Genomic DNA, 14,116 nt, shown 5'->3' with positions numbered 1-14,116 from the left:
ATTGCTTAGGGCGGTCTTAACCGGGACTGCGCCATCAGGGGCGCACGTGCTAGACCCAGGGGGCTTCATGGATGCGCAAGTAGGAGATCCTCGGTTGACCGGCAATGTGTCAGGTTTCGATTGCCCCCTGGCGATCGAGGCGCGGGGGCTCGTCAAGCGGTTCGAGGGGACCACTGCCGTGGGCGGTGTCGACCTCTCGGTGCCGCAGGGCTCGGTCTACGGCATCCTCGGCCCCAACGGTGCGGGCAAGACGACGACGCTGCGCATGCTGCTGGGTATCATCGAGCCCGATTCGGGCTACCGCCGCATTCTCGGCGCCGAGCGGCCGCACGACGTCGCCCACGCCATCGGCTACCTGCCCGAGGAGCGCGGCCTCTACCCGTCCATGAAGGCGACGGAGGCGATCGCCTTTCTCGGCGCGCTGCGGGGCCTGCCGCTGAAGGAAGGCCGCCGCCGCGCGCACGAACTGCTCGAACGGCATGGCCTCGGATATGCCGCGGATCGTCAGATCCGCCAGCTTTCCAAAGGCATGGCGCAGCAGGTGCAGATCCTTGGCACGCTGGTTCATCGCCCGCGCCTGGTCATCTTCGACGAGCCGTTCTCCGGCCTCGATGCGCTCAACCAGGGCAAGCTGGAGGCGATGATGCGCGGTCTGGCGGAGGACGGCACGACCGTGATCTTCTCCACCCACGTCATCGCGCATGCCGAGCGCCTGTGCGACGAGGTCGCGATCATCGCGGGAGGTCGCGTCCCGTTCGCGGGGCCGGTCGACGTCGCGCGCGATCGCATCCCCGCGCAGGTCCGGCTCGAAACGCAGGCCGACGAGGGGCTGTGGCGCGCTGCCTTGCCGACCGATTCGCGGCGCGAGGGGCGGTACTGGCACTTCGCGCTGCCCGAAGGCGGGATCGAACCGCTGCTGCGCGCGCTGATCGCGGGGGAGGCGGGCATCCTGTCGCTGTCCATCGAGCGCGCTGGACTGCACGATGCCTTCGTCGCCATCGCCGGGGAGGCTGCTGCCCGCGCTCTCGAAGCGGAAAAGCCCGAGGAGCCGCGCCGATGAACTTCGATCTTTCCGCGCCCGGCCATCGCGGCCGCCTGTCGATGCTGGCTGCCGCCTGGGTAGTGGCCCGGCGCGACTTCACCGCGATCCTGTTCTCGCGCACGTTCTTTTTCTTCCTGCTCGGTCCGCTGTTCCCGGTGATCGTCGGACTGCTGGCGGGCAGCGTCGGCCAGCGCGTCGATCAGAGCGGCGAGGCGCCCGCGATCGGCGTGGTCATGGCCGAGGCCGACGCGAAGGCGATGGTCCGTGCCCGCGATGCACTGGCCGACCGGCTCGGAGGCGGCCTGCCGGACATGCATGTGGTCAAGGACCTGACCCCGGCCGAGCAGGCCGATCCGGGTGTGGTGCTGGCGTCACGCAAGGGTGCTTTCGCGGGCGTGCTGTCGGGCTCTCCCGCCGCGCCGGTGCTGACCGGGCCGGGACCGCTCATCAAGGACTGGCGGGGCGATGTCGCACTGATCGCGGCCGAGGTTCGTGACGGATCTCTGGCATTTTGGCCGCAGGTGAAGCTGGCCAGGACCTCGGTGGCGGTGCCGGGCGATTCGCGCAGCCGCCTGCGTACGGCGCAGGGCGCGCAGACCTTGCTGTTCCTGCTGACGATGATGCTGGCTGGCATGGTCCTGTCCAACCTCGTCGAGGAAAAGGGCAACAAGATCATCGAGGTGCTGGCCGCCGCGATCCCGATGGAGTCGGTGTTCTTCGGCAAGCTCTTCGCCATGCTCGGAGTGTCGCTGGTCGGCATCGCGGTGTGGGGTAGCGTCGGCGGAGCGATCTACCTGTCGGCGGGATCGCTCGTGGCGCTGCCGGAACCGGCGGTCGGCTGGCCGATGCTGGTCGGGCTTGGGGTGATCTACTTCGCGATGGCCTACCTGCTGCTGGGCTCGGTGTTCCTCGCGATCGGCTCGCTGGCGAACACGGTGCGCGAGGTGCAGACGCTGTCGATGCCGGTGACGATGATGCAGCTCATGCTGTTCTTCTTCGCCACTTACGCGATGACCCAGCCGGGCAGCGCGGTCGAGATGCTGGCGGTGGTCCTGCCGTTCAGCTCGCCCTTCGCGATGCTGGCCCGCGCCGCGCAGGAACCGGCGCTCTGGCCGCATGTCGCGGCGCTTGGGTGGCAGGTGATGTGGGTGGTGGTGCTGGTTCGCGGCGGCTCGATGCTGTTCCGCAGGCGGGCGATGAAGTCGGGGCCACAGGGGGCAGGTCGCAAGTGGTGGCGGCGCGTCGTTTCCGAAGGCTAGCGGGCGCCCGCTTCCTGCATGTGGAAGGCGCGGACCGCCAGTTCCTCGAGGCTCATCAACTGCCGGAAGACGATGCCGTAGGAGGGGTGCCGGCGCCAGCATACGGTGGCCTCGAATTCGGGCATGAGGGCGGAGCCGATGCGCAAATGCTGCCCGATCGCGAGATAATGTTCGGTCTCGATTCCGGCGCCCTGGCGCGAGAGATCGCGCACCTTGGCGACCGAAGTTTCCCCCGCGATCGTCACCTGCACCGGATGGCCGACGCAGACGCGGATCGGGCGCTTGGGGTAGGGCCCGGCCTCGGCGATGAAGCGCTGGACCTCGATCGGGACGTCGAAGCGGAAGCCCGCTTCCCCGCCGTTCTCCCAGACCTTCTCGACCGCAAGCCGATCCCCGGCCGCGCTTTCCAGCGCAAGGCGGCGTTCGGCGGCGAGCGAGTGGAACAGGCGCAGCTTCACGCCGGTCTCGGACACGTCGCGCACGATGCAAAGGTATTCGCCATGTGCCCCGATCAGCTTCGCGGCGCGCAGCAGCAAGGCGAAGCGCGGACTGGCGCGCTGGTCCTCGTAGCTCGGCTTGCTGCCGGCGGACAGGCTTTCCGGGAAGGACATGCGAAAGATCACCCCTAAGTACCCAAGCCGTGGCGTCCGGACGATACCATGGAAGGTGGGTACTTAGTAATTGATACCAGTTCTCAAGTTACGCATTTGTAAACGCAAACGATTGAACAAAATCGCTCGCCGAATAAATGCGCAGTATTCGTCGGTATCGAAAATCTGGTGCGGGCGGCGGGACTCGAACCCGCACTGGAATCCCAAGCGGATTTTAAGTCCGCAGCGTCTACCATTCCGCCACGCCCGCACGGCCCGGCTGGGCGTGGCAGCGTCTAGCCGCCTGTGAGCGGCGGCGCAATCTTCTGAACGTGGTCTTCTATTCCCCGACGTTGAGGCGGACGCGCATTTCCTTGCCGGGCTTGAAGTAGGGGACGCGCTTTTCCGGCACTTCGACGCTTTCGCCGGTGCGCGGGTTGCGGCCCTTGCGGCCGTCGCGGTGGCGGGTGGAGAAGGCGCCGAACCCGCGCAGTTCCACGCGCCCGCCGTCGGCGAGGCGCTGGCTGATCTCCTCGAAGAAGGTATCGACGGCACGTTCGACGTCCTCGGCACGCAGTTCCGGGTTGTCCTTGCCCAGTACCTGAAGCAGTTCGGACCTGATCATCGCGACTTTCCCCCAAAAAAGCGTGCCCATGGCGGCAGGGTGTTAAAAATTGTTCACCCGCGCACCGAAACAGAAAATTACGTCTGGCCTCCCCATGGCCTGTCGTGAAAATGCCACCAGCGTGCGCTTCGCGCAATGCCTCGCGTGAGATGCGCAAAAGTGATCATTTGAGCGTGGGACAAGCCCCATCCGTGGCGGCCTCGCCCCATTTACAGGGGAAAATAGCGCGCTAACCTCCTGTTCCTTCACGCGCGGCCGGTGGCCCGCGGGACCAAGAAACAATATACAAACATTCAGGGCGCGAAGGCATCAGCACCATGAAAGACATGTCACTCTGGACGGAAGGGGACTGGATCGGCGCCGCGGGCGCGGTCTTCCTCTTCGCCGTGCTCGCCGTGGGCGGCATCATCGCCACCCGCAAGAGCGAGGAATTCGCCGGCCACCCTCGCGGCCTCTTCGTGCTGTTCTATGCCGAGATGTGGGAGCGTTTCTCCTATTACGGCATGCGGGCGCTGCTGATCCTCTACCTCGTCAAGTTCTGGCTGTTCTCCGATGGTCAGTCGAACCTGATCTACGGGGCCTATACCAGCCTCGTCTACATCACCCCGGTACTGGGTGGCTACATCGCCGACCGCTGGCTGGGGCAGAGGAAGGCCGTGCTGTTCGGCGGCATCGTGCTCGCGGTGGGCCACCTGTTTATGGCCTACGAGGGCCTGCAGGGCGTCACCGACCCGGCGACGAAGCAGGCCGACCCGGCGATCAACGTGTTCTGGCTGGCGCTGGCGCTCATCATCGTCGGTTCGGGCTTCCTCAAGGCGAACATCTCGGTGATCGTCGGGCAGCTCTACAAGATGACCGACACCCGGCGCGACGCGGCCTACACGATCTTCTACATGGGCGTGAACACCGGCGCGACGCTGGGCACGATCCTCGTCGGCTATCTGGGCGAGACGATCGGCTGGTCGTGGGGCTTCGGCCTTGCGGGCATCGGCATGCTGCTGGGCCTCGTCATCTTCGTGCTCGGTCGCCCTGCGCTCAAGGGCCGGGGTGAGCCGCCCAAGCCGCTGACGAAGAACCGCGAGTTCGTGCTCTATGGCATTGCCATCGCCTCGGTGGGGGTGATCTGGTTCCTGATCCAGTACGTCTCCGTGATCCAGACCCTGCTGATGGTCTCGGGCGTCGCGATGCTGGCCTATACGCTCTATGAAGCGTTCAAGCTGCCCAAGGAACCGCGCGAGCGTATCTTCGCGATCCTGTTCCTGATCGCGCTCAACCCGATCTTCTGGGGCCTGTTCGAGCAGGCAGGCGGCAGCCTCAGCCTCTATACCGACAAGTTCGTCGATCGCGGCGGAGTGCCGACCAGCCTCTTCCAGTCGATCAACCCGATCTACATCGTGCTGTTCGGCCCCATTTTCGCGGGCCTGTGGGCCTGGCTCGGCAAGAAGGGCCTTGAGCCCAGCGCACCTGCCAAGTTCGCACTGGCGCTGGCGCAGGTCGGCCTCGGCTTCCTCGTCTTCGTATGGGGTGCGGGAACCGGCGATCCGGCGGTGATGACCTCGGTGGTCTTCGTGTTCCTGATCTACATGCTGCACACGACCGGCGAGCTGTGCCTGTCGCCCGTGGGGCTCTCGGCGATGACGCGCCTGGCGCCGCTGCATCTGGGCAGCTTCATCATGGGCGCGTGGTTCTACATGACCGCCGTGGGCAACTTCGTGGCGGGCAAGATCGGCGAGGCCACCGGCGGCGAAAGCGGCACCATGGACAAGGCGCTGACCCTCTCGATCTATTCGAAGATCGGCTGGATCACGCTGGGCGTGGCGGTCGTGGTGCTGGCGGTCTCGCCGCTGGTCAGACGCTGGATGCACCTCGACACGCTGGCGGATCGGGGCATGGACGCCGACCTTGAGGGGCAGGCCGGGATCGGGCTGGAGGCACAGGAAGCGGGCCTCCACCCGACCATCAGGCACTGAGAATGACTGACCGGCCCGGGATGCTCCCCGGGCCGGTTTCGTATTGCAACAGGGGAAATTGCCAATGAGGGAAACGCCTTGGAAGCGGCGTCTGCTGTGTGGCCTGGCCATGAGCGCCGCTCTCGTGATGACCACGCAGGCCGCCGATGCGAAGAAGAAGGACAAGGACGCGAAGTCCGGACCAGCACCCTATGCTTCGACTTACAAGCCCTATCCGGGCCGGCCGACGGCGCTGGTCGGCGCGACGGTCTATGACGGGCGCGGTGGGCGGATCGACAACGGCACCGTCCTGTTCGAGAACGGCAAAGTCGTCGCCGTCGGGGCGGCGGACCTAGCGATTCCGGCCGGTTACGATCGCGTGGACGGCTCCGGCAAGTTCGTGACGCCGGGCGTGATCGACATCCACTCGCACCTCGGCGTCTATCCCAGCCCTTCGGTCGATGCGCTGTCGGATGGCAACGAGATGACCAGCCCGACCACGCCGGACGTCTGGGCCGAGCATTCGGTCTGGCCGCAGGACCCCGGTTTCACGCGGGCGCTCATCAATGGCGGCGTCACCACGCTGCAGATTCTCCCCGGTTCCGGCAACCTCATCGGCGGGCGGGCGGTGACGCTCAAGAACGTGCCCAGCCGCACCGTGCAGGGCATGAAGTACCCCGGGGCGCCCTATTCGCTGAAGATGGCCTGCGGCGAGAATCCCAAGCGGGTCTATGGCGCCAGGAACCAGAAGCCCATGACTCGCATGGGGAATTTCTCGGTCGACCGGCAGGCGTGGATCGATGCGAAGAAGTATATGGAGGGTGACCATGCCGATCGCGATCTCGGCAAGGACACCCTCGAAGGCGTGCTGAAGGGCGAGATTCTCGTTCAGAATCATTGCTATCGCGCCGACGAGATGGCGCAGGTCCTCGATATGGCCAAGGAGATGGGCTACAAGGTCACCGCCTTCCACCACGCGGTAGAGGCTTACAAGATCGGCGACCTGCTCAAGGCCAACGACGTCTGCGCCGCGATCTGGGCGGACTGGTACGGCTTCAAGATGGAAGCCTACGACGGAATCCCTGAAAACGCGGCGCTTTTGGCCAAGCAGGGGGCCTGCGTGGTGATCCATTCCGATGACGAGAACGGCATTCAGCGGCTCAATCAGGCGGCGGCGCGCGCGCAGGCGGCAGGCAGGCGGATCGGGGTGGACGTGCCCGACGGGCAGGTCGTCGGCTGGTTCACCTACAATGCCGCCAAGGCCATGGGAATCGGCGAGAAAACCGGCAGTCTGGAGGCCGGGAAGATGGCCGACGTGGTGCTCTGGAACGGCAACCCGCTGTCGGTCTATTCGCGCCCGGAGAAGGTCTGGTCGGATGGCGCGCTGCTCTACGACGCCGATGACCCCAAGCGAAAGCCGGTCAGCGATTTCGAGCTTGGCCAGCCCGGCGAAGGAGACGTGAAATGAATCGCCTGATCCTCGCCATCCTTCTCGGCGCCGCGCCGATTTCCGTTTCCGCTCAGGATTTTGCCATTACCAACGCGACCGTCGGCACCGGCGACGGCAGCGCCCCGATCGAACACGCAACCGTCGTCGTCCGGGCTGGAAAGATCGTTTCGGTAGGACGGGACACGGCGGCACCGGGCGGCACCCAAGTGATCGACGGGACGGGCAAGTGGGTCACACCGGGCCTGTTCTCCGCCGTCACCGACCTCGGCCTGTGGGACGTCGAAGCGGTCGACGACAGCAACGACACCTCGGCCGAAAAGTCCCCCTTCAACGCCGCGCTCGACGTCGCCACCGCGCTCAACCCTTCCAGCGAACACATCGCCGTCAGCCGCGAAGGGGGCGTCACCCGCGCCAGCGTCGCGCCGATGAACGGAGCCTCGATCTTCGCCGGACAAGGCGCCGTGATCGACCTCGGCCAGGACGCGGCGATCGTCATGAAGCCGCGCGCGTTCCAGTACGTGGAGCTTGGCGAATCGGGCGCGCGTCTCTCCGGCGGCAGCCGCGTCGCGGCGCACACCGCGCTGCGCAACGCCCTGCGCGAAGCCCGCGAAGTCGCCGCGCTGCCGGTAGGCGCGCAGCGACAGGGCGACGTCCTGCTGACCCGCGCCGACGCCGCCGCGCTGGCGAAAGTTATAGACGGCACGCAGACCCTCTACGTCGGCGTCGAACGCGCCTCGGACATCCGCGGCGTCCTCGCGCTCAAGGCCGAGTTTCCCAGGCTCGACCTCGTCCTCGTCGGCGCCACCGAAGGCTGGCTCGTCGCGCCTGAGATCGCGGCGGCGGGCGTTCCCGTCGTGACGATGCCGATGCGCGACCTGCCCGCCACCTTCGAGACGCTGGCCGCCACCATGTCCAACGTCGGCCGCATGAAGAAGGCCGGCGTCAAGGTCGCCATCGGCATGTTCATGGGCATGGACCAGCCCCGCAACGCCCCGCAGCAGGCCGGCAACCTCGTCGCCCTGACGAAGATCCCCGGCGCTTCGGGCCTCACCTGGGGCGAAGCACTGGCGGCGATCACCTCGATCCCGGCCGAGATCAGCGGCTTCGGCGGAAAAGCCGGGGTGCTCGCCCCCGGCGCGGCGGGCGACGTGGTGCTGTGGGACGGCGACCCGCTCGAATTGTCTTCCGCGCCGGTCTCGGTGTGGATCGACGGGGTGAAGCAGCCCGTGGACAGCCATCAGGCGCGGCTGCGCGAACGGTACAAGGATCTGGACGAGACCTATCTGCCCAAAGCCTACGACTGGTAAGAGAGAAGGTAAGGCAGGGGGCCATCGCCCCCTGCACCCCGTTACTGGCGTCGTCGCGCGTGAGGCGGGGCTGCGTGCATATTGATGGCCTGCGGCAGTTGTCAGAGGCGCCACGGCAGCTTTCGCCGCCATTGCGGACAGTAACCTCGCCAGTCAGGATCGCAGAATGAGCTACGCAAACCGTCCAACGAACTGGGGGTGTCTCACCGCTTTTGTGCTGATGACTCCTATCGCATTTATCTTGTTCATCGCGAGCATCATGGGCGGTGGCGGGTGCGAAGGACGGAAACCGCCCTGCGTTGGCGACTACACACCCATGTGGATCATGATGGGGGCTGTAATTGCGGTCGCAATCGGACTTGCCTTGTGCGTCAATCTGCTGATCGCAAAAGTCCGTTCTTGGCGCGATAGGCCGAACGGCAGCTAGCCAACCTTTATCGTCATTCCCGCGAAGGCGGGAACCCATCTCCTGACGGCTTGTGTTGCCCGGGCATCAGTTGAGCTCCCACTTTCGCGGGAATGACGAAGTGCGATTAACCAGGTTTCTGAGTTATTCGTCTACGTCGAAAGCTGGGCAAATAATCACGCAAGGCTGGAAATCCTGTTCAACGCGGCTGCGCGCGCGGCGCCGACAGTATCGGGGTCTGGGGCGATGGCCCCAGGACTTCCCATAAAACGTTAAGCCCGCGCCTCGTTCACCCCTGCGCTGTTATGCCGCAGCGCCTTCAGCACCGTATCGACGATCTGCGGTGCGTTCAGCCCTGCTTCGTCGTACTGCGTCTCGGGCTTGTCGTGGTCCTGGAAGGTGTCGGGCAGGCGCATGGTGCGGATTTTTAGCCCGGCGTCGGTCAGGCCTTCGTCGCTGGCCATCGTCAGCACGTGGGCGCCGAGGCCGCCGATCGAGCCTTCCTCCACGGTCACCACGACTTCGTGAGACAGCATCAGGCGGCGGATGAGGTCGGTGTCGAGCGGCTTGGCGAAGCGCAGGTCGGCCACGGTGGTGGACAGGCCCTTGGCCTCCAGATGGTCGGCGGCTTTGAGGGCTTCGCCGAGGCGGGTGCCGAGCGATAGGAGGGCGACCTTGGTACCTTCACGCACCACGCGGCCCTTGCCGATCTCCAGCAGTTCGGGAGTCTCGGGCAGGGCGGCGCCGGTGCCGTTGCCGCGCGGGTAGCGGAAGGCGATGGGGCCTGCGTCGTATTGCGCGGCGGTGTGGACCATGTGGACAAGTTCGGCTTCGTCGGCCGCGGCCATGACCACCATGTTGGGCAGGGTGGCGAGGTAGGTGACGTCGAACGAGCCGGCGTGGGTGGCGCCGTCCGCACCGACGAGCCCGGCGCGGTCGATGGCGAAGCGCACGGGCAGGTTCTGGATCGCCACGTCGTGCACGACCTGATCGAAGGCGCGCTGCAGGAAAGTGGAGTAGATCGCGCAGAACGGGCGCATCCCCTGCGCGGCGAGGCCCGCCGCGAACGTGACGGCGTGCTGTTCGGCGATACCGACGTCGAAGCTGCGTTCGGGGAACATCTGCGCGAACTTGTCTAGGCCCGTGCCCGACGGCATCGCGGCAGTGATCGCGCAGATCGTGGCGTCCTTTTCCGCTTCGGCGACGAGGGCCTTGGCGAACGTGCCGGTGTAGCTGGGCGGACCGGCGGGGGCCTTGGCCTGCTCGCCGGTGATGACGTCGAACTTCTGGACGCCGTGGTACTTGTCCGCCGCGCTTTCGGCCGGGCCGTAGCCCTTGCCCTTCTGCGTGACGACGTGGACGAGGATCGGGCCTTCGCCGGCGTCGCGCACGTTTTCCAGTACCGGGACGAGGGCGTCGAGGTCGTGGCCGTCGATCGGGCCGACGTAATAGAAGCCCAGTTCCTCGAACAGGGTGCCGCCCATGGCCATGCCGCGCGCGAATTCGTCGGTCTTCTTGGCGGCGAGGTGCAGCGGGCGGGGCAGCTTGCGGGCGAACTTGCGGGCAAGTTCGCGCAGGCCCAGGAACTGGCCCGAGGATACGAGACGCGCGAGATAGGCCGAGAGGCCGCCGACCGGCGGGGCGATCGACATGTCGTTGTCGTTGAGGATGACGACGAGGCGGTTTCCGGCCTCGCGCGCGTTGTTCATCGCCTCGTAGGCCATGCCCGCGCTCATCGCGCCGTCGCCGATCACGGCGATGCCGCGGCCGGGCTGGCCCTTGATCTTGCTGCCCATCGCGAAGCCCAGCGCGGCGGAGATCGAGGTGGAGCTGTGCGCGGTGCCGAAGGGGTCGTACTCGCTCTCCGACCGCTTGGTGAAGCCGGACAGGCCGCCACCTTGGCGCAGGGTGCGGATACGATCGCGGCGGCCGGTCAGGATCTTGTGCGGGTAGGCCTGGTGGCCGACGTCCCAGATCAGGCGATCGACGGGCGTGTCGAAGACGTAGTGGATCGCCACGGTCAGTTCGACCACGCCAAGGCCGGAGCCGAGGTGGCCGCCGGTCTGACCCACGGCCGAGATCATCTCGGTCCGCAGTTCGTCGGCAAGCTGGCGCAGCTGCGCGGGCTTCAGCCTGCGCAGGTCATCGGGAGTCGAAACCGTGTCGAGCAAAGGAGTGGCCGGATTGGCGTTCATTTGTCGGCCCCTTACACCTTTGAGACTTGCGTGTCGATTGACCGTGACCGTTAATCTGCGTCAAGAGCAGGCGATTGGAATGAAAGGGGATACAATGGCGATCGTTCCTGAGGCACGCGCGATTACGTTCATCTCTACGACCGACCGCGCGCGGGCCGAAGCGTTCTATGGCGATGTGCTGGAACTGCCGGAACTGTCGCTGGACGAGTACGCGACGATCTACGACATGGGCGGCGGGGCGATCCTGCGGCTGACCTCGAACCGGGAATGGGAATCGCACGAGTATACCGTGCTCGGCTGGTCGATCCCGGATATCGAGACGACGATGGCGCAGCTGCGCGCGAAGGGGGTCGAGTTCCTCGTGTTCGATGAGGAGAATCAGAACGTCGCGGGGCTCTGGACGTCGGTGGACGGCGCGATGAAGGCCGCGTGGTTCCGTGATCCCGATGGCAACCTGCTCAGCCTGACGCAGACGAGCTGAGGGGGCTTCCGCTAGCTACACTGCGCACAGATGCCGCGCAGTTCCACGACCGGGCGCACGTCGGCGAAGCCCGCGCCCTTGGCGGCGGCGATGAGGGCGCCGGTCAGCTTGTCGTCGTCGATGTGGACGGCCTGGCCGCAGCTGTCGCAGATCAGGAAGATGCAGTCGTGCTGGCAACCCGGGTGGCTGTTGGCGACATAGGCATTGGCGCTCTCGACCCGGCGGGCGAGGTTGGTGCGCACGAACAGGTCTAGGATGCGGTAGACGCTGTTGGGCGCCACCCGCTTGCCGCGCAGGGCCGAGACGCTCTCGGCAAGATCGTAGGCGGAGGCGGGGCGTTCCCGCTCGGCGAGGGCGCCGAAGACGTCGGCGCGCATCTCGGTCCACTGCTCGCCCGCTTCGACGAGGGCGTTGCGGGCGGCCGATACAAGGCTGTCGCCGGAATGTTCGTGGTGATGATGGTTGCCGGACATGGCGCCCATATGGGGCCTGTCGCGGACTTGTGCAATCAGTGCAGGCTTACTCGGCTTGGGCGGCCTGTGCAGGCGGCACGAGATCGTTCGAGAGCGGTGAGACATGGCCAATGCCCATCGCGCCGATCACCAGCAGCGCGCCACCGGCGAACCCGAAGGCAAAGTAGCGGTAGAAGTCGGCTTTGAAGATACCCATGACGTCTGCTTTCGAAATGTCTCTTTTGGGGAACGGCGTGATACCGGTCCGGAAAATGTGTTGCGCCCCTTTGGCCGCAAATGGGTTGCCGTCCAGTGAACGGAACCGTTAACAAGTGCAATTATCGATGAACGGTTGATCGCCAGCGATGAACGGCGGGAACGTTCGATCTCAGTACGAGTATGCTGCGGCCACGGAGATCGCCACCAGCACCAGCACCGGCAGGGCCGCGCAGCCGAAGGGCAGAGCGGCGGCTCCCATGGCGCTCAGCGGAGAGTTCAGGCGGCCCAGCCTCAAAAGCACGGCCGCGAGGGTAAGTCCGGCAAGGAAGCCGACGACGACGAGGGGGCCGAGTCCGGTTACCATCATCGTCGCTGCTTCTCCTGCCGGGTTACTGGATTACCCTTAGTGCTTGAAATGGCGCATGTTCGTAAAGACCATTGCGAGACCGGCCTCGTCGGCCGCAGCGATGACCTCGTCGTCGCGAATCGAGCCGCCCGGCTGGATCACCGCCGTTGCGCCCGCCTCGGCAGCAGCGAGCAGGCCGTCAGCGAAGGGGAAGAAGGCGTCGGATGCAACTGCTGAACCGACGGTGCGTGCCTGCGCCCAGCCGAACTTCTCGGCGGCTTCGGCAGCCTTCATAGCGGCGATGCGCGAGGAATCGCGGCGGTTCATCTGACCCGCGCCAATGCCGGCGGTGACGCCGTCTTTCGCATAGACGATCGCGTTCGACTTGACGTGGCGGGCCACGGTCCAGGCGAACAGGCAGTCGGCCAGTTCCCGATCGGTCGGCGCGCGCTTGGTGACGACCTTGAGATCGTCGAAACCGATGGCGCCGTTGTCGCGGCCCTGCACCAGCAGGCCGCCGGTGATCTGGCGCACGGTCAGGCCAGCGCGGCGCGGATCGGGCAGCTCGCCGGTCAGCAGGAGGCGCAGGTTCTTCTTCTTCGCGAAGAAGGCGCGCGCTTCCTCGTCGGCGTCGGGCGCGACGACGACTTCGGTGAAGATCTGGCAGATGGCCTCGGCGGTCGGGCCGTCCAGCGTCTGGTTCACCGCGACGATGCCGCCGAAGGCCGAGACGTCGTCACAGGCCAGCGCGCCTTCCCAGGCACCCAGCAGCGTATCGCGCTGGGCGACGCCGCAGGGGTTGGCGTGCTTGACGATGACGACGGCGGGCTTCTGGCCCCGGAACTCGGCGGCGAGTTCGAGCGCGGCGTCGGCGTCATTGTAGTTGTTGTAGGAAAGTTCCTTGCCCTGCACTTGCTCGGCCTGCGCCAGCCCCTTGGTGAACGGGCCGACCGGCGTGTAGAGCGCGGCCTTCTGGTGCGGGTTCTCGCCATAGCGCAGCGTGGTCGAGAGGCGGCCGTTGACGCTGAGCATCTCGGGGAACTCGAGGCCTTGGTCGGCGAAGGCGAACCATTGGCTGATCATCGAATCGTAGGCGGCGGTCTGCGCATAGGCGCGCGCGGCCATCAGCTTGCGGAAGCCCAGCGTGGTGCAGCCATCGGTCGCTTCCAGCTCGACCATCAGGCCTTCGTAGTCCTTGGGGTCGGTGACGATGGTGACGAAGGCGTGATTCTTGGCCGCCGAGCGCACCATCGAGGGGCCGCCGATGTCGATGTTCTCGATGATCTCGTCGCGGCTCGCACCCTTGGCCACGGTCGCCTCGAAGGGGTAGAGGTTGACGACGACGAGGTCGATCGCGCCGATGGCGTGTTCGGCCATGGCGGCGGCGTGCTCGGGGTTGTCACGTACGGCGAGGAGCCCGCCGTGGACCATCGGGTGCAGCGTCTTGACGCGGCCGTCCATCATCTCGGGGAAGCCGGTGATGTCGGAGATGTCCTTCACCGTCAGGCCCGCATCGCGCAGCGCCTTGGCAGTGCCGCCGGTCGAGACCAGTTCAACGCCCCGGTCGCTGAGCACCTTGCCCAGTTCGGCAAGGCCGGTCTTGTCTGACACGGACAACAAGGCGCGGCGGATCTGGACGGAATCGGTCATGAGGCGGGCTTCCCTGGCGAGTGGCTCTTTGCGCGCGCCCTTAGGACGGCAGGGCCACGGGGGCAAGGGCGGGGCCGCTTTCCGGGGCGCGGGTTGGGCGGGGCGGTGAAGGAGCGTTAACCGCTGCCGCCCGCCGTTTTCGGCT

Annotated in this window: 14 protein-coding genes and 1 tRNA gene; 7 read left to right on the top strand and 8 right to left on the bottom strand. The window is 66.2% G+C overall.

Features of this window, described 5'->3' with window-relative positions; translation table 11 throughout:
* The first annotated feature begins 67 nt into the window (after nt 1-67).
* Together HWN72_RS15600 and HWN72_RS15595 are read left to right on the top strand one after the other, a co-directional pair.
* Nucleotides 68-1,060 (top strand): ABC transporter ATP-binding protein, encoded by a 993-nt coding sequence (locus HWN72_RS15600; RefSeq protein WP_051586835.1) that lies wholly within the window; start codon nt 68-70, stop codon nt 1,058-1,060.
* On the top strand, nt 1,057-2,301 hold the full coding sequence (locus HWN72_RS15595; RefSeq protein ID WP_211150659.1) for an ABC transporter permease: 1,245 nt from the start codon (nt 1,057-1,059) through the stop codon (nt 2,299-2,301). Before HWN72_RS15600 ends, HWN72_RS15595 begins: the two co-directional genes overlap by 4 nt.
* Here HWN72_RS15595 and HWN72_RS15590 read toward each other — a convergent pair.
* The 3 genes from HWN72_RS15590 to HWN72_RS15580 all read right to left on the bottom strand — a co-directional run bounded on the left by HWN72_RS15590 (nt 2,298) and on the right by HWN72_RS15580 (nt 3,516).
* The gene (locus HWN72_RS15590; RefSeq protein WP_211150658.1) at nt 2,298-2,912 is read right to left on the bottom strand and encodes a PilZ domain-containing protein; all 615 of its coding nucleotides are present in this window, start codon (nt 2,910-2,912) and stop codon (nt 2,298-2,300) included. The two genes, HWN72_RS15595 and HWN72_RS15590, sit on opposite strands and share 4 nt — an antisense overlap.
* A gap of 166 nt (nt 2,913-3,078) precedes the next feature.
* A tRNA-Leu gene (locus HWN72_RS15585) sits at nt 3,079-3,162 on the bottom strand.
* 69 nt (nt 3,163-3,231) lie between these two features.
* Nucleotides 3,232-3,516, bottom strand: coding sequence for an integration host factor subunit beta (locus HWN72_RS15580; RefSeq protein WP_036525893.1), 285 nt, complete (start codon nt 3,514-3,516; stop codon nt 3,232-3,234).
* A gap of 317 nt (nt 3,517-3,833) precedes the next feature.
* On the opposite strand from HWN72_RS15580, the gene HWN72_RS15575 reads away from it, so the two are divergent.
* The 4 genes from HWN72_RS15575 (at nt 3,834) to HWN72_RS15560 (ending at nt 8,649) form a co-directional block, all read left to right on the top strand.
* Nucleotides 3,834-5,486: a peptide MFS transporter gene (locus HWN72_RS15575; protein WP_211150657.1), complete on the top strand. Its 1,653-nt coding sequence runs from the start codon at nt 3,834-3,836 to the stop codon at nt 5,484-5,486.
* 64 nt (nt 5,487-5,550) lie between these two features.
* On the top strand, nt 5,551-6,933 hold the full coding sequence (locus HWN72_RS15570; RefSeq protein WP_211150656.1) for an amidohydrolase: 1,383 nt from the start codon (nt 5,551-5,553) through the stop codon (nt 6,931-6,933).
* Nucleotides 6,930-8,222 carry an amidohydrolase family protein gene (locus HWN72_RS15565; RefSeq protein ID WP_069708518.1) on the top strand — a complete coding sequence of 431 codons (1,293 nt, stop codon included), beginning with the start codon at nt 6,930-6,932 and terminating at the stop codon, nt 8,220-8,222. The genes HWN72_RS15570 and HWN72_RS15565 overlap by 4 nt, the downstream gene beginning before the upstream one ends.
* Before the next feature lie 166 nt (nt 8,223-8,388).
* Nucleotides 8,389-8,649 carry a hypothetical protein gene (locus HWN72_RS15560; protein ID WP_036525814.1) on the top strand — a complete coding sequence of 87 codons (261 nt, stop codon included), beginning with the start codon at nt 8,389-8,391 and terminating at the stop codon, nt 8,647-8,649.
* 251 nt (nt 8,650-8,900) lie between these two features.
* Here HWN72_RS15560 and dxs read toward each other — a convergent pair whose 3' ends face one another.
* Nucleotides 8,901-10,823 (bottom strand): 1-deoxy-D-xylulose-5-phosphate synthase, encoded by a 1,923-nt coding sequence (gene dxs, locus HWN72_RS15555; protein ID WP_036525815.1) that lies wholly within the window; start codon nt 10,821-10,823, stop codon nt 8,901-8,903.
* A gap of 94 nt (nt 10,824-10,917) precedes the next feature.
* Here dxs and HWN72_RS15550 point away from each other — a divergent pair, with 94 nt between their 5' ends.
* Nucleotides 10,918-11,304 carry a VOC family protein gene (locus HWN72_RS15550; protein WP_069708517.1) on the top strand — a complete coding sequence of 129 codons (387 nt, stop codon included), beginning with the start codon at nt 10,918-10,920 and terminating at the stop codon, nt 11,302-11,304.
* A gap of 11 nt (nt 11,305-11,315) precedes the next feature.
* Here HWN72_RS15550 and HWN72_RS15545 read toward each other — a convergent pair whose 3' ends face one another.
* The 4 genes from HWN72_RS15545 to purH form a co-directional block, all read right to left on the bottom strand.
* Nucleotides 11,316-11,777 (bottom strand): Fur family transcriptional regulator, encoded by a 462-nt coding sequence (locus HWN72_RS15545; protein ID WP_036525896.1) that lies wholly within the window; start codon nt 11,775-11,777, stop codon nt 11,316-11,318.
* Between the two features lie 46 nt (nt 11,778-11,823).
* The gene (locus tag HWN72_RS15540; protein WP_197524372.1) at nt 11,824-11,973 is read right to left on the bottom strand and encodes a hypothetical protein; all 150 of its coding nucleotides are present in this window, start codon (nt 11,971-11,973) and stop codon (nt 11,824-11,826) included.
* Between the two features lie 171 nt (nt 11,974-12,144).
* Entirely contained in the window at nt 12,145-12,342 is a 198-nt protein-coding gene (locus HWN72_RS15535; RefSeq protein WP_211150655.1) for a hypothetical protein, read from the bottom strand.
* Between the two features lie 36 nt (nt 12,343-12,378).
* Nucleotides 12,379-13,971 (bottom strand): bifunctional phosphoribosylaminoimidazolecarboxamide formyltransferase/IMP cyclohydrolase, encoded by a 1,593-nt coding sequence (gene purH, locus HWN72_RS15530; protein ID WP_211150654.1) that lies wholly within the window; start codon nt 13,969-13,971, stop codon nt 12,379-12,381.
* Nucleotides 13,972-14,116: the final 145 nt, after the last annotated feature.

Origin of the sequence: Novosphingobium sp. HR1a (genome assembly GCF_015594425.1) — a bacterium.
Classification (GTDB): domain Bacteria; phylum Pseudomonadota; class Alphaproteobacteria; order Sphingomonadales; family Sphingomonadaceae; genus Novosphingobium; species Novosphingobium resinovorum_A.
The sequence above is the reverse complement of the archived record's forward strand: the minus strand, read 5'-3'. Positions and strand labels throughout refer to the sequence as shown.

Excerpts from the sequence above, each read along its gene's own strand:
- HWN72_RS15545 (WP_036525896.1), bottom strand. The coding sequence starts at position 11,777 with ATGTCCGGCAACCATCATCACCACGAACATTCCGGCGACAGCCTTGTA.
- HWN72_RS15565 (WP_069708518.1), top strand. The coding sequence starts at position 6,930 with ATGAATCGCCTGATCCTCGCCATCCTTCTCGGCGCCGCGCCGATTTCC.
- HWN72_RS15595 (WP_211150659.1), top strand. The coding sequence starts at position 1,057 with ATGAACTTCGATCTTTCCGCGCCCGGCCATCGCGGCCGCCTGTCGATG.
- HWN72_RS15550 (WP_069708517.1), top strand. The coding sequence starts at position 10,918 with ATGGCGATCGTTCCTGAGGCACGCGCGATTACGTTCATCTCTACGACC.
- HWN72_RS15560 (WP_036525814.1), top strand. The coding sequence starts at position 8,389 with ATGAGCTACGCAAACCGTCCAACGAACTGGGGGTGTCTCACCGCTTTT.
- purH (WP_211150654.1), bottom strand. The coding sequence starts at position 13,971 with ATGACCGATTCCGTCCAGATCCGCCGCGCCTTGTTGTCCGTGTCAGAC.
- HWN72_RS15575 (WP_211150657.1), top strand. The coding sequence starts at position 3,834 with ATGAAAGACATGTCACTCTGGACGGAAGGGGACTGGATCGGCGCCGCG.
- HWN72_RS15540 (WP_197524372.1), bottom strand. The coding sequence starts at position 11,973 with ATGGGTATCTTCAAAGCCGACTTCTACCGCTACTTTGCCTTCGGGTTC.
- HWN72_RS15590 (WP_211150658.1), bottom strand. The coding sequence starts at position 2,912 with ATGTCCTTCCCGGAAAGCCTGTCCGCCGGCAGCAAGCCGAGCTACGAG.
- HWN72_RS15600 (WP_051586835.1), top strand. The coding sequence starts at position 68 with ATGGATGCGCAAGTAGGAGATCCTCGGTTGACCGGCAATGTGTCAGGT.
- HWN72_RS15535 (WP_211150655.1), bottom strand. The coding sequence starts at position 12,342 with ATGATGGTAACCGGACTCGGCCCCCTCGTCGTCGTCGGCTTCCTTGCC.
- dxs (WP_036525815.1), bottom strand. The coding sequence starts at position 10,823 with ATGAACGCCAATCCGGCCACTCCTTTGCTCGACACGGTTTCGACTCCC.
- HWN72_RS15570 (WP_211150656.1), top strand. The coding sequence starts at position 5,551 with ATGAGGGAAACGCCTTGGAAGCGGCGTCTGCTGTGTGGCCTGGCCATG.
- HWN72_RS15580 (WP_036525893.1), bottom strand. The coding sequence starts at position 3,516 with ATGATCAGGTCCGAACTGCTTCAGGTACTGGGCAAGGACAACCCGGAA.